The following is a 14,507-nucleotide window of genomic DNA, read 5'->3' on the forward strand; positions in this document are numbered from 1 at the left end:
GTACGCGCGTGAAGCCTGTATTTTCGGGGAGTATGGGCGGGGCGTCGAAGGCTAGTCAATCCGGATTGTGGCACGCGGCACAATCGGATTGTGCGAGAGCACAATCGGATCGGCGAAGGCAAGCGATCGGGCAGACGCTGATTGAAAACATCAACCAGAGGTGCGCCAAAAAGCAAAACGCACCGGACCCGGAGAACCGGTGCCGATGCGCTTTCAGCAAAGGCTTACTGCCTTGCCAGTTCATTGTCCGCTGTTGGCTGCCGGTCTTCTCGGATGGCCGGCTTGACCGCGAGCGGAAAAGAAATTCTCAGAGGCGATACAGGATCTGGTCGGTCCAGAACCGCTCGAGGCGGTGCAGCGACTTGTTCAGCGTTGCGAACTCCTCGTTCGAGATGCCGCCGACCTGCTCCACGGTCTTGACGTGCTTCTGGTAGAGCGCGTCGACGATCTTGCGGATTTCCTGGCCCTGCGCGGTCAGGCGGATGCGGACCGAACGGCGATCGACGCGGGAGCGCTGATGATCGAGGAAGCCGAGCTCGACGAGCTTCTTGAGGTTATAGGAGACGTTGGAGCCGAGGTAGTAACCGCGCGTGCGCAGCTCGCCCGCGGTCAGCTCCTTGTCGCCGATGTTATAGAGCAGCAATGCCTGCACCGAATTGATGTCGGCGCGGCCGCGGCGATCGAATTCATCCTTGATGACGTCGAGCAGCCGGCGGTGAAGCCGCTCCACCAAAGTCAACGCTTCCAGATAGAGCGGCTGCACCGGAGTTTGACCGGCAGAGCGTTCAGCGGTTTCCACCGCCGTTGCAACGGCTTTGATCATGACACTTCCCCTGTCGTCGTTTTTCGACTTATTTCGACGAAACTTCTGTCCCGCCTGATAGGTTCAACTTAAGGGGGCCGTTTGAAGATCCGCTTAAATAAGAGAATAAAGAGATCATGAATTTAACAGAGTGAATTGTCGATTAAGCCCCATGGATCAAGGCTTTTTGCAATATTTCATTGACGGTGAGAGCGTCATGTTCACGCTTCGTCTGCAAGCCCTGTCGCATTCGGAAACAGGTGCGTCTGAAATCGAAACGCTCGCGTAAGGTGTGTGGTGGAACCCTTTACGCCCCTTAACGGTGACTGAAGCGTTACCGGCAAAATATTTGAAAATTTTAGCGGATGGCGTCGCGGTTTCTGCACCCGGATGAATTATGGCGGGAAACTGACACGCTCGGACTCGCGGTGACACGCCTCACCCAACCCTCTAAGAGCAAGCTTCGCTTGTCTCGACCCCGTAAGAGCCGGGCGAGGGAGCGCATCGGAGCAAGCCTCCTACGGCGGCCGTTCGCGCGCGGCCATCCAGGCGAGCGCCAGATACGCCGCCAGCATCACGGCTTCGAGTCCCACGACCGTCAGGCTGCCGCCGTAGATTCCGGGAAACATCAGCTCGATCACCGCCATCGACACCACGGTGGTGAGCCACACCACCGCGCCCCAGGGCGTCGCAAGCCACAGGCCGACGGCGGCGACGAGTTCGATCACGGCGAAATAGACGGTCGCGGTCTGCCAGGCCATCGACTGGTTCTCGAACGCCTCTTCCTCGCCGCCGATGAAACCCGTCACCTGCGCCCAGTGGTACAGGCCTTTCAGGATCGAGATGGCCGCCATGACGCGCAGAAACAGCACGAGGCGGCGCGTCCAGACGTTCTCGTCGGGCTCGATCCGCTCCGACGACATCGCCGCCATCGACATGGCATTGTCCCTGGACCTGTCCCGCCCCTGATCGCGCGCCGAAGTATCAGACATGGAAGTTGACCTCGGAATCGGGGCTCAACGCGTACTGGAATGTCCTCATAGCCATGTCTTGGCCCGCCGGGACGGTAAAATCAATTGCCGATGAGATGGATCAAGCCTCGGTGACGGGCGACCTTCAAGGTGCTAGAACTGGAACAAATCAAAACTGACCAGCGCCTTCAGGAGTACCCATCACATGGCGATCAAATTCGGGCGTCCGATCGAAATGCGCGACGCACCGCGGCGGCAGACCGCCCTCGCCTCCACCCCGCTGGACCTGGCGATCCGCCCCCGCCGCAACCGCAAGGCGGAATGGGCGCGGCGGATGGTGCGCGAAAACGTGCTGACCACAAATGATCTGATCTGGCCGATGTTCGTGGTCGACGGAAACAACACGCGCACGCCCATCACCTCGATGCCCGGCGTCGACCGCCTCACCGTCGATCAGGCGGTGCGCGACGCCGAGCGCGCGATGAAGCTCGACATCCCCTGCATCGCGCTGTTCCCCTATACCGAACCGTCCTTGCGCGACGAGAACGGTTCCGAAGCGCTCAACCCGAACAATCTGGTCTGCCAGTCGGTGCGCGCGATCAAGAAGGAATTTCCTGAGCTCGGCGTGCTCTGCGACGTGGCGCTCGATCCCTTCACCAGCCACGGCCATGACGGGTTGATCGAGGACGGCAAGATCCTCAACGACGAGACGGTGGCGGTGCTGGTGCGGCAGGCGCTGGTGCAGGCCGAGGCCGGCTGCGACATCATCGCGCCCTCCGACATGATGGACGGCCGCGTCGGCGCGATCCGCGAGGCGCTGGATGAGGCCGGCTTCCTCGACGTGCAGATCATGTCCTACGCGGCGAAATACGCATCCGCCTTCTACGGCCCGTTCCGCGACGCCATTGGTTCCGCAAAAACGCTGACCGGCGACAAGCGCACCTACCAGATGGACAGCGCCAATTCCGACGAAGCGCTGCGCGAGGTCGAACTCGACATCGCCGAGGGCGCCGACATGGTGATGGTGAAACCCGGCATGCCCTATCTCGATATCGTGCGGCGGGTGAAGGACACGTTTTCGATGCCGACCTTCGTCTACCAGGTGTCCGGCGAATACGCGATGATCGCAGCCGCCGCCAACAATGGCTGGATCGACGGCGACCGCGCGATGATGGAAAGCCTGCTCGGCTTCAAGCGCGCCGGCGCGGATGGGATTTTGACGTACTTTGCGCCGAAGGCCGCGGAGAAGATCAAGGCGAATTCGTAGGTGGGTTAGGCGAAGCCATAACCCACCAAAGTTTCGATACGCGGACGGTCCCGCGGTGGATTACGCCTTCGGCTAATCCACCGCTACCATCGTGCGCAAGGCTCCCTCCGCGTCTTTGCGAGCGAAGCGAAGCAATCCATGGCGCAGCATAACGGATAGCAATGACGCGGTGGGAGTGACGTTCCTCACCCCCAATATTGAACGCTGTTAATGGTCGCAGGCCCTTGGCGAGCACTTGGCCGGTTCCCATGTTTCGTTCGGTAAATTCGGCCTGGAGGACGACCATGTCTTATAGCGGCTCTGGCAATACCGGTGGCGGCGCTTCAAGTGCTGGCGGCCCTTCAGGTGCTGGCGGCCCTTCAAGTGCTGGCGGCCCTTCAAGTGCCGGCGGCGCCTGGCGGAACGACGGCGGGGTGCCGCCGCATGCGTTCGATCCGGATCTGCAGCCGGAACTGTTTCGCGGCCTGCTGACGCGGCGAGTATTTGCGTTCCTGATCGACCTCGTGGTGCTGTCGGTGCCCGTCATCCTCGGCTACATCTTCATCTTCGTGTTCGGCATCGTGACGCTGGGACTGGGCTTTATGCTGTTCTGGCTGGCGTGGCCGGCTACCATCGTGTGGGCGATCGTCTATTACGGCGCCTCGATCGGCGGCCCGCATTCGGCCACCATGGGCATGCGCGCGATGGATCTGGAGCTGCGCACCTGGTACGGCGCCCCTGGCTATTTCGTGCTCGGCGCCTGCCATGCCGTGCTGTACTGGGTCTCGATCTCGTTCCTGACGCCGCTGGTGCTGCTGGTCGGCCTGTTCAACGGCCGGCGCCGGCTGCTGCACGATATCATCCTGGGAACCGTGGTCATCAACAGCTCGGTTCGCACTCAGGTAGCGCCATCGGCACGCAGCAGCTACTGAGCGAGCAGCAAACCAATTGACCGTCAGCCCTCGGGGCGCGATGTTACAGTTGGTCCGGCCCGGATTGAATCGGGGCCGGCCCGGCACTTTTTCGCTTTGACGCGTTTTCTTAACGGGAAAGCGCTATGGTTGATTTGTTTCGGAGGCCTGACGATCCGACGTGACCCAGCACTCGCGTGACACCCCGCAATTCTACCTGACGGCGCCCTCGCCTTGCCCCTATCTGCCGGGCCGGCACGAGCGCAAGGTGTTCACGCATCTGGTCGGCGACAAGGCCGGCGACCTCAACGACCTCCTGACCCACGGCGGCTTCCGCCGCAGCCAGTCGATCGCCTACCGGCCGGCCTGCGACCAGTGTCGCGCCTGCGTTTCCGTGCGCGTCATCGCCAACGAATTCCGTCCCTCGCGCAATTTCAAGAAGGTCCTGGCGCGCAATTCCGACATCGTCGGCGAGCAGCGCAGCGCCGTGCCGACGTCGGAGCAGTATTCCGTGTTCCGCGCCTATCTCGACAGGCGGCACCGCCACGGCGGCATGGCCGACATGACCGTGCTCGATTACGCGATGATGGTGGAAGACAGCCATGTCGAGACCCGCATCATCGAATACCGCAAGCGCGGCGTCGATACCGGCATCACCGGCCGCGGCGAGGAGCTGATCGCAGTGGCGCTGACGGATGTGCTCAGCGACGGGCTGTCGATGGTATACTCCTTCTTCGAGCCGTCGCAGCAGAGCCGCTCGCTCGGCACCTTCATGATCCTCGATCACATCACCCGCGCCCGCAGGCTCGGGCTGCCTTACGTCTATCTCGGCTACTGGATCGAGGGCTCCAAGAAGATGGACTACAAGGGCCGCTTCCTGCCGCAGCAGCGGCTGGCGCCGTCCGGCTGGCTGCGGGTCGACGCATCGGGCGAAATGCTGTCCGAGCCGCAGGATTAGAGAATGATGGTTCGGCGTTGCGCGGCGAGCGGCGGCGCACCAGCGCTGTCGGTGTCATTTGCCGGCACTCAGAATTTCAGGTCGCTGGTCCTCTTCGCATTGCCCTTCTTGGCCTTGCTGACAAGCGCTGAGGCTTGTGCCTGCGAAGCCGGCTACACGGACTATTATGGACGCTGTGTCGCGGGCAGCCCCCCCGTCTGCGAAGCTTCTGAAATTCCTGAACGGCTACGGTCAGCAGGTCAATAAAGTTGGCGAGACCGCCGATCTCTTCGCGCCGGATGTTCCTCTGTTCGACAGGCCCGAGCCCGGTCGCAAAGTCATCCATTCATGGAAGCGCCCAAACGCCGACGTTGCATCCGAAGCCAGGATCGAGAAGATCCTACCCGATTTCTATTACGTGACGGTGAGCCTGTACGACGGTCCGACCTCGTGCGGCATCGATGAATTCAAGCTGAAGGGACCGAAGACCACGTTGCGGGGCTACGTGCCAAGAATTAATCCCCAGGATGTCCCGTCTCTCTGGAAGTTCCGGCATATGAGCGGGCTATGTTAGCCGCAGGATTGAGTGCTCACGCTTAGCTTGTAGCCCGGATGGAGCGCAGCGAAATCCGGGGCCGCTCTCAAGATTCCCGGATTGCGCTTCGCTCCATCCGGGCTACGAACTCCTCACCCGAAGAATGTCTCGAACAACAGCTTCACGTTCAGCGCGACGATCACGCCGGCGACGACCCACGCCACCGCGGCGACCGAACGGGAGATGGCGAATTTGCCCATCTTGCGCCGGTCGGAAACGAACTTCACCAGCGGGATCACCGCGAACGGCAATTGCATCGACAGCACGACCTGGCTGAACACCAATAGCTGGCCGGTGCCGCGCTCGCCATAGAGCGCGGTGACGATCACCACCGGAACGATGGCGATGCCGCGGGTGAGCAGCCGCCGCGCCCAGCTCGGCAGCCGCAGGTGCAGAAAGCCCTCCATCACGATCTGGCCGGCCAAAGTCGCCGTGACCGTCGAATTCAGGCCGGAGGCGAGCAGCGCCACCGCGAACAGGGTCGAGGCGATGCCGAGCCCGAGTAGCGGCGATAGCAGTTCATATGCCTGGCCGATCTCGGCGACCTCGGTGCGGCCGGTCGCATGGAAGGTCGCAGCCGCCACGATCAGGATTGCGGCATTGATGAACAGCGCCAGCATCAAGGCGATCGTAGAATCCGTCGTCGCCCATTTGATCGCCTCGCGGCGGCCCTTGTCGTTCCGTTCATAGGCGCGGGTCTGCACGATCGAGGAGTGCAGATAGAGGTTATGCGGCATCACGGTGGCGCCGATGATGCCGATGGCGATGTAGAGCATTTCAGGATTGGTGACGATCTCGCTCGAGGGCATAAAGCCCTTCAGCACCCCGGCCACCGGCGGGGCGGCAGCCACGATCTGGATCGCAAAGCAGACACCAATCACGATCAACAGCGAGATGACAAAGGCTTCGAGGAAACGAAAACCCTTGTTCATCAACAGCAGCAGCAGGAAGGCGTCGAGCGCCGTGATCAGCGCGCCGCTGATCAGGGGGATGCCGAACAGAAGTTTCAACGCAATCGCGGTGCCGATCACTTCCGCAAGGTCGCAGGCGATGATCGCGGCCTCGCAGGCCACCCAGAGCAGGAAGTTGACGGGTCGGGAAAAGCTGGCGCGGCAGGCCTGCGCGAGGTCGCGGTCGGTGACGATGCCGAGCCGCGCGGCGAGCGCCTGCAACAGGATCGCCATCAGGTTCGACAGCAGGATCACCGACAGCAGCGTGTAGCCGAACTTGGATCCGCCCGCGAGGTCGGTGGCCCAGTTGCCCGGGTCCATATAACCGACGGAGACCAAATAGCCGGGGCCGAGGAAGGCCAGCAGCCGGCGCGACCAATGCCCGCCAAAGGGCACCGAGATGGTCGAATTGACCTCAGGCAGGCTGAGCTGCGTGCCAGCGGCGGCGTCAGCGCGCCAGCCGGCGGCAGTCGTGTCGGACATCGGGACACTCTCAATCGGGGTCTTCGGGCCCAATGCGGGCGTTCGGGCGTCCATCTAAACAAGATGGCCGATATCAATCTTTATTGCAACTCATTTGCAACTGCATCTAGCAATCACGAAAATGATACCCGCTGAACTGATTGTAAAGCACTGAGGAAGTGCTTTAGGATGATCCTATGATCAAACTGCCGCTTGAAACGCCAACCGCTACGCTGCGCTACGCGCTTGCCCCTGACGAGGCTGGCATCGCTGCGATCGAAGAAACCTTTGCCGCGTATGAGCGGATGATGGCGATCCTCGCAGAAGTCGCCCCCGTCGGCGCAAACCTCGTCTCGCTGCACGCCCAGGCCTACGAGAAGATTCGCACCGAGACCGGCCTGCCGGCTCGCCTGGTGACGCTCGGCTTGCGCGACCGCGCCAATTACGCAGCGGGCACCGCAACGCGCCGCATCCCGCTCGACGACAAGTTGTTCGCGATCAAGGGACCAACTTCACTAACGATTAGCACTGTCCGCGGCCGCATCTTGGTGCCGTTCGAAATACCCGGCTATCTTGCCGGCTGGGAAAGTCCCTTCCCGGCTCACCTGGTCTCGGACGGCCGTGCTTACGAAATCCACATCGCCGTCAAATCGAAATCCACAGCACCGGAGGAGAAGACCATGGTTCACGAGGGTATCCTTGCACGTATGGGTAGACTTCTTGCTGCGATTGCCAGCGAGACCATCGACAATGCCGAGAACAGCAACAAGGTCGCGCTGGTCAAGCAGGCGATCCGTGAAATCGACGCCGGCGCCGATGAAGCGCGCCATGCGCTTGGCAAGTCGCGCGCCGAGGAGTTTCGTCTGAAGCGTCGGCGCGAGGAACTGGACGTCGAAATTGGCGGGCTGACGGACAAGATTCGTCTTGCGGTTGCAGAAAACCGTGAGGATCTCGCGCGCGCCGGCGTCGCACGGCAAATTGATCTGGAATCACAGGGAACGGCGCTCGAACGCGCGATGGATTTCATCGAACTCGAAATCGACGAGCAGACCAAGGCGTTACAAGCGATGCTTGGCGCACGGCGTGAAGCTGAAACCCGTCTCGCCGATCTCGAAGCGAGCCTCGAAAAGCATTCGCCGCAGGAAACCGGACGCGGGGCTGGCGCGACTAAAACAGTAAGCCCTGATCGGGCAATGGCGGCGATCGCACGCGTCACCGGCGTGCCGGCGTCCGGCGTGCCCGGCGACAAGGAGCTCGACGAACTCGACCGGTTGCACCGCGAAAAGGAAATCGCGGCTCGCCTTGAAAGGATCAAATCGCAGCAATGAGTGCCCTGACCGACATCCTGCTGGCGCCGGACGTGCGGCCCTTCGCCGTGGCCGCAGCAATCATGCTGGCGCTCGGCGGCATCGAATTGCTGGCAACGCTGGTCGGCTTCTCGATCAGCGAACTTGTCGGCAAGGAAGTCACCGTCGAGGCCGACCACGGCAACGGACTCGGCGGCCTGTTCCTGTGGATCAATGCGGGACGTCTGCCGCTTTTGATCCTGATCATCCTCGCGCTCGGTGTGTTCTCGATCGCGGGATTCTTCCTGCAAGGCCTCGCGCACGGTGTGGGACTCTCGGCACCTGTCTCGATCGCCGCGCTTGCCGCCGCAGCCTTGAGTCTCCCCGTCATCCGGGTCACCAGCCGCGGCATCGCCCGCATCATTCCGCGCGACGAGACCTATGCGGTTGAGGAGGCCGATTTCATCGGTCACGTCGCCGAAGTTTCGATCGGGCCGCTCGACCAGGGATTGCCCGGCCGCGTCCGTCTCAAGGATGTCTTCGGCAACTGGCACTCTCTCGTCGCACGCGCCAGTCCCGAGTCCACCCCGCTTCCGGTCGGCGCCAGCGTGTTGCTGGTCGACCGTGACGCCAAGAGCTTTATCGCCATTTCCGCTCCAACCGACCTCATTGCACAACAACGTTCAGACAGGGCTTAAAACATGTGGGAACTTGCAGTACCCGTCGCTATTGGCGTCATTGTCGTTCTTGTTATCGGTCTCCTGCTTGCAAAACTCTACCGCCGCTCGACGCGTGACGAGGCCTATGTCCGCACCGGCCTCGGCGGCCAGAAAGTCGTCCTCGATGGCGGCTCGATCGTGCTTCCGGTTTTCCACTCGACGGCTGCGGTCAACCTGAAGACGCTGCGGCTCGAGGTCGCCCGCGGCGGCCCGGACTCGCTGATCACCAAGGATCGCATGCGCGTCGACATCGGCGCCGAATTCTACGTGCGCGTCAAACCCGATGCCTCGTCGATCGCGCTCGCCGCGCAGACGCTGGGCAGCCGCACCAACAACGCCGGCGAGCTGCGCGAGTTGATCGAGGCCAAATTCGTCGACGGCCTTCGTTCGGTGGCCGCCACCATGAACCTCGAAGAGCTGCAGGAGCAGCGGGCGACCTTCGTCAAGTCGGTGCAGGAGGCGGTTGGCGCCGACATCCAGAACAACGGCCTCGAGCTCGAGTCGGTGTCGCTGACGCGGCTCGACCAGAGTGACATCAAGCATTTCAATCCCAGCAATTTCTTCGACGCCCACGGTCTGACGACGCTGACCAAGATCACAAGGGAACGCGAACAGGAGCGCAACCAGATCGTCCGCACCACCGAGGTCAATATCGCGCAGCAGGACCTCGTCGCTCGCCAGACCACGCTGACGATTGAAGCCACCAAGCGCGAGGCGGAACTGGCGCAGCAGCGCGACATCGCCAACAAGACCGCCGCGATGCGCGCGCAGACCGCACAGGTCGAGCAGACCGCACTGCAGAACGAAGCGGAGTACCGTATCCAGCAGGAACTGGCGGTCGCCAACAAGCAGACCGAAGCCAATCAGGCCCGCGACACCAGAAAGATCGAGGCCGATCTCGCGGTGAAGCGCCGGAACACCGAGATGGAGCGCGACCTGCAGATCGTCGCCCAGGAAAGCGCGATCGCGGTCGCCACCAAGAGCAAGGAGCAATCCGAGGCGCAGACCGTCGCCGAGACCGCACGCGCGCTTGCGATTGCGGCCGAGGAAAAGGTCACCACCGCCAAAGCCGTCGAAATCGCCGAACGCGACAAGATCATCAACGTGATCGCGGCGCGAAAGGCCGCCGAAACCGAGGCAATGCCGATCACCGTGATGGCGGAAGCCGAAAACCAGGCCGCGACCAACAAGGCCGAAGCCATCACCATGCTGGCCAGGGCCGACGCCGATGCGGCGATCACCCGCGCCACCGGCGTCAAGTCGCTCGGCCAGGCCGAGGCCGAGGTGGCGGCGTTGAAGGCGGAAGCCCGCAACAAGCTCTCATCCGCGATGGTCGACTACGACCTCAGTCTCGCGCGCATCAACATCATCCCGAACGCGCTGGCCGAAGCGGTCAAGCCGATCGAGAAGATTTCCGACATCCGGATCTTCGACACCGGCGGCATGCTCGGTCGCGGCGGCAACGGCGCCATGAACGGTCATGGCAACGGTCTTGGCCTCGGCGACGGCCTTGCCGCACAGTTGCTGTCAGTCTCGGCGTTCAAGCCGATCATCGACAAGATCCTCGCCGAGGGTGGCTTCGCCGCCGGCCCGGATGCGCTGACCACCCTGACCAACGCGCTGGCCGCACAGCAACTGGCAGCTCCCGCCGAGGCGCCCGCCGTGCTTGATGCAGATGATGATGACGTGGTGACGCCGCCCGCCACCATCTCTGGTACGGGCAAGGCGACGCTCGGTCCGAAATCGTAATCAAGCGGCCAGAACGCCGTTCAATCGAAGTCAATGAGGCCTGCCGCGGTGACGCGGCGGGCCTTTTTTCTCGGCACCGCTCGCGTGTGCCTTGTCGGGGAACAGCGGGCGGGTTTGCAGGCAGGCTTGGGCGCCCTTATGCCCTTATTGCAAATGCCTCTCATTAGTGACATTAATTGCGACTAATTCGCAATTGCAACTGAGGGAGCAGCCGAATGCGCCAGTTCAAGCGGACTTGGGGAGACCGCGACGGGGATCGCGACGATTTTCACTTCGGCGATTTTTTCGACCACCTGCACCGGCCGCATGAGTCTCATGGCTCACACGGCCACCACGGTTCGCCGTGCCAACCGGGTCCGCAGCCGGCAAAAATCGAATACCGCAGCTTCGACGGTTCGCAGAACAATCAATCCGATGCCACCCTCAACGCTGCCGGCACCGAATTCGGACGCATCGGGGAAGCGCATTTCGCCGACGGCATCTCCGTCCCGCTCGGCGGCAACAATCCGCGCACCATCAGCAATCTTGTGGTCGGCGCCGGCGATCCTGACGTGGCGAACCCGGAAGGCGTCTCCGCCTTCATGTACGCCTGGGGCCAGTTCATCGATCACGACATGACGCTGACCCGGACCGACGGCGTCAGCGACATCAGCGTTGTGGTTCCCGCTGATGATCCCGTGCTTCCCGCCGGCACCGTCATTCCGATCACCCGCGCCGTCATCGATCCCACCACCGGTGCGGGCACATCCAATCCGGCGATGGCGGTCAATTCCAATACCGCCTGGCTCGACGCCTCGATGGTCTATGGGTCGAGCGCCGCGACCGCCGCCAGCCTGCGCACCGCCGACGGCCACATGCTGACGTCGGAAGGCGACAACCTGCCGATCGTCGACGGCATGGTCGTGGCCGGCGACGTCCGCGCCGCAGAAAATCCGGCGCTCACCGCGCTGCACACGCTGTTTGTCCGCGAACACAATTATTGGGTCGACAAGCTGCACCTCGAGCACCCGAACTGGAGCGGCGACCAACTCTACAATCACGCCCGCGCCATCGTGACGGCGGAAATCGCCAACATCACCTATTCGGAATTCCTGCCCAACCTCGTCGGCAAGAACGCGCTCACGCCCTATGACGGCTATGATCCCAATGTCGATCCCCATTTGTCGTTAGAATTCGTCGCCGCGGCGTTCCGCTTCGGGCATTCGATCGTGTCGGGCGAGACCGAAGGCCTTGCGGAAAACGGCGAGGTCATCGCCGGCTCCGAGGAAGACCTGAAGGATGTATTTTTCCAGCCGGCGGCAAACTTCATCGACAATGGCGGCGCCGACGGACAATTGCGCCACCTGGCCGCCGATCCATCGCAGGCGCTCGATGCGCGCATCGTCGATGACCTGCGCAATTTTCTTTTCGATCCGCCGGTATCGCTGGATCTCGCCGCGATCAATATCCAACGCGCGCGCGACGTTGGCCTCGGCACGCTCAACCAGACTCGTGAAGCACTTGGCCTCGACCCCTACACGGATTTCAGCCAGATCACGAGCGATCCGGAGACGCTGGCCGGGCTGAAAGCGGCTTACGGCAATGTCAACAATGTCGGCCTGTGGACCGGCGGCCTGTCGGAAAATCATGTCGCTGGCGCGCTTGTCGGCGAAACCTTCCAGGCCATCATTGCGAGGCAGTTCGAGGCGTTGCGCGATGGCGACCGGTTCTGGTTTGAGAATCAGGGGTTCGATTCCAGGACGTTGTCCGAGATAAAAGGCACGACGCTGGCAGACATCATTCTGCGCAATACCGACACCAAGCATATCCAGGACGATGTCTTCGTCACCTATGTGCGGCACACCGGCCTCGCCGGCGGCGTGGAGTCAGAGGATCCCGAAGCCCGCCAGATCGTCATCGGCTCCAACGGCAACGACACGCTGATCGGCGGTCCGCAGGGCGATTACCTGTTCGCCGGAACTGGCAAGCAGACGATGACGGGGAATGACGGCGCTGACCGATTCGTGTTCGATTTCGGATCCACCAAAGCTGAGATCACCGACTTCGATCCCGGCATCGACATGCTGGTGTTTGAGAACGCCGGCCGTCTGGACTTTCACGATGTGAAAATCTGGGGCAACCACGGCAACACATTGGTTCAGGTCGGTGACGACCGGATTGAACTGACCGGCGTGCGGCCTCATGAACTCACAAAGCACGATTTCCTGTTCGACGTTTGATGCGAATCGGTCGGCAGGAGGACGTGCCGGATAAAGCCCACGTGCCGGATAAAGCCCGGCCATCACGGAAGGTGAAACACCTCCACACGTTCGCGTGTGGAGGTTTTTTGTTTGCAAAAGCTTGTCGGGAAACGGGTGGGTTGGATCGTCCTCAGGCCAGACAATGAGGTGAAAATCGAATCTTTCAGGGAATCCAGCCATGTCAGCCGATGCGACGCCTCACCTGCCCGCAACCTTCAACCGCCTGGCCTGGTCCAACCTCGCCGCGCAGTCGGCCGAACAGATCGCGCTCGCCGCAGCGCCCATCGTTGCGGTGCTGCTGCTCGGCGTCGGCGAGGGCCAGACCGGCCTGCTGCAGACCGCGCTGACGTTGCCCTTCATCCTGTTCGCGATCCCCGCAGGTCTGCTCGCCGATCGCACTTCGCGGCGCTGGGTAATGGCGGGCTCGGAGGCGCTGCGCGCTGCGGCGTTGGCCGGAATTCTGCTGCTGATCTGGCTCGGGCAAATGACGCTGCCACTGCTTTCGCTGCTCGGCTTCATCGCGGTATGCGGCACCGTGGCCTACAGCGTCGCCGCACCCGCTTTGGTGCCGTCGCTGGTGACGTCGAAACAATTACCTGCGGCGAACGCGCGGATCGAACTGGCGCGCACGATCGCATTCGCCAGCGGCCCCGCACTGGGTGGCGTGCTGGTCGGATGGGTCGGGGCCGGGCCCGCCTTCGGATTTGCCGCGGCGTTGTCCGTGATCGCAGTCGTGCTGCTGTCGGGCATCTATGAACCGGCGCGTGCGCCCGCGCCGCGGCGTCATCCGCTGCAGGAAATCAGGGAAGGCGCGGCGTTCGTGCTGCATCACCCGCTGCTGCGGCCGGTGTTCATCACGCAATTCATCTTCAACACGGCGTCGTTCCTGCTGCTTGCCGTGTTCGTGCCCTACGCCGTGCGCCACCTCGGCCTATCGGCCACCGGCGTGGGCGTGACGCTTGGGATGTATGGCGTCGGCATGGTCGCCGGCGCGCTCGCGGCGACGCGCGTGATGAAGCGGCTAGCCTTCGGCACCGTGATCGGGCTCGGGCCCGTCACCGGCTTCGTCGCCGCAGCGGTGATGGCGCTGACGACCATCGTGCCGACGCCATGGCTCGCCGGCTTGAGCTTCTTCCTGCTCGGCGTCGGCCCGATCCTGTGGGTGATCTCGACGACCACCTTGCGGCAATCGGTGACGCCGCCGTCGCTGCTCGGGCGTGTCTCCGCCATCAACATCATGAGCTACGGCGCCCGTCCGCTCGGCTCCGCGCTCGGTGCCATCGTCGGCGGGCTCTACAGCGCGGAAGCCTGCCTCTATCTCGCAGCCACCATCTTCGGCGCACAGGCGCTGGTGATCCTGCTGTCGCCGGCGGTCTCGCTGGCCCGGCAGCCGGACATGGTCGGCGAGCCGGCGGGCTGTTAGCGGACCGGTAGGCGCGCTGGCGAAATCGTCATTGCGAGCCACCCGGTCGGCGCGTAGCGCCGTCGGATGACAGGCTCAGCGAAGCAATCCGTTCTTTCCTTGCGCGGCACGATGGATTGCTTCGCTTCGCTCGCAATGACGGGGTAAGCGTGTGTTTTATTCCAAATGCCGGTAGGAGGCCGATTGCTGCTTTCTGATCCCGTTTTATATGATATA

At 62.6% G+C, this 14,507-nt stretch carries 12 protein-coding genes; 9 read left to right on the forward strand and 3 right to left on the reverse strand.

Going from position 1 to position 14,507, the window contains the following annotated elements; all coding sequences use genetic code 11:
- Positions 1–307: 307 nt before the first annotated feature.
- Both ldtR and C7G61_RS20365 read right to left on the reverse strand, forming a co-directional pair.
- The gene (ldtR, locus tag C7G61_RS20360; protein ID WP_028345688.1) at positions 308–823 is read right to left on the reverse strand and encodes a transcriptional regulator LdtR; all 516 of its coding nucleotides are present in this window, start codon (positions 821–823) and stop codon (positions 308–310) included.
- Between the two features lie 497 nt (positions 824–1,320).
- A complete protein-coding gene (locus C7G61_RS20365) occupies positions 1,321–1,794 on the reverse strand; it encodes a DUF6163 family protein (protein ID WP_108517616.1) in 474 nt (157 codons plus the stop codon).
- Between the two features lie 184 nt (positions 1,795–1,978).
- Here C7G61_RS20365 and hemB point away from each other — a divergent pair, with 184 nt between their 5' ends.
- From hemB to C7G61_RS20385, 4 genes are all read left to right on the forward strand, one after another.
- A complete protein-coding gene (hemB, locus tag C7G61_RS20370; protein ID WP_108517619.1) occupies positions 1,979–3,040 on the forward strand; it encodes a porphobilinogen synthase in 1,062 nt (353 codons plus the stop codon).
- Positions 3,041–3,324: 284 nt separating this feature from the next.
- A complete protein-coding gene (locus tag C7G61_RS20375) occupies positions 3,325–3,951 on the forward strand; it encodes an RDD family protein (protein ID WP_108517621.1) in 627 nt (208 codons plus the stop codon).
- A gap of 160 nt (positions 3,952–4,111) precedes the next feature.
- Complete coding sequence (locus C7G61_RS20380; RefSeq protein ID WP_108517623.1) at positions 4,112–4,888, forward strand: arginyltransferase; 777 nt, start codon at positions 4,112–4,114, stop codon at positions 4,886–4,888.
- A gap of 166 nt (positions 4,889–5,054) precedes the next feature.
- The gene (locus tag C7G61_RS20385) at positions 5,055–5,441 is read left to right on the forward strand and encodes a hypothetical protein (protein ID WP_108517625.1); all 387 of its coding nucleotides are present in this window, start codon (positions 5,055–5,057) and stop codon (positions 5,439–5,441) included.
- Positions 5,442–5,554: 113 nt separating this feature from the next.
- On the opposite strand, the gene C7G61_RS20390 is transcribed toward C7G61_RS20385, so the two are convergent.
- On the reverse strand, positions 5,555–6,949 hold the full coding sequence (locus tag C7G61_RS20390) for an Nramp family divalent metal transporter (protein WP_190241897.1): 1,395 nt from the start codon (positions 6,947–6,949) through the stop codon (positions 5,555–5,557).
- Positions 6,950–7,071: 122 nt separating this feature from the next.
- On the opposite strand from C7G61_RS20390, the gene C7G61_RS20395 reads away from it, so the two are divergent.
- The 5 genes from C7G61_RS20395 (at position 7,072) to C7G61_RS20415 (ending at position 14,291) form a co-directional block, all read left to right on the forward strand.
- Positions 7,072–8,202, forward strand: a complete 1,131-nt coding sequence (locus C7G61_RS20395) for a PspA/IM30 family protein (protein ID WP_108517630.1) — start codon at positions 7,072–7,074, stop codon at positions 8,200–8,202.
- A complete protein-coding gene (locus C7G61_RS20400; protein ID WP_108517633.1) occupies positions 8,199–8,858 on the forward strand; it encodes an OB-fold-containig protein in 660 nt (219 codons plus the stop codon). Before C7G61_RS20395 ends, C7G61_RS20400 begins: the two co-directional genes overlap by 4 nt.
- Before the next feature lie 3 nt (positions 8,859–8,861).
- Positions 8,862–10,628, forward strand: a complete 1,767-nt coding sequence (locus C7G61_RS20405) for a flotillin family protein (protein WP_108517635.1) — start codon at positions 8,862–8,864, stop codon at positions 10,626–10,628.
- A gap of 215 nt (positions 10,629–10,843) precedes the next feature.
- Positions 10,844–12,847 carry a peroxidase family protein gene (locus C7G61_RS20410; RefSeq protein WP_108517637.1) on the forward strand — a complete coding sequence of 668 codons (2,004 nt, stop codon included), beginning with the start codon at positions 10,844–10,846 and terminating at the stop codon, positions 12,845–12,847.
- A gap of 199 nt (positions 12,848–13,046) precedes the next feature.
- Positions 13,047–14,291, forward strand: a complete 1,245-nt coding sequence (locus tag C7G61_RS20415; protein ID WP_108517639.1) for an MFS transporter — start codon at positions 13,047–13,049, stop codon at positions 14,289–14,291.
- Positions 14,292–14,507 lie beyond the last annotated feature (216 nt).

Source organism: Bradyrhizobium algeriense, from assembly GCF_003062295.1.
Classification (GTDB): Bacteria; Pseudomonadota; Alphaproteobacteria; order Rhizobiales; family Xanthobacteraceae; genus Bradyrhizobium; species Bradyrhizobium algeriense.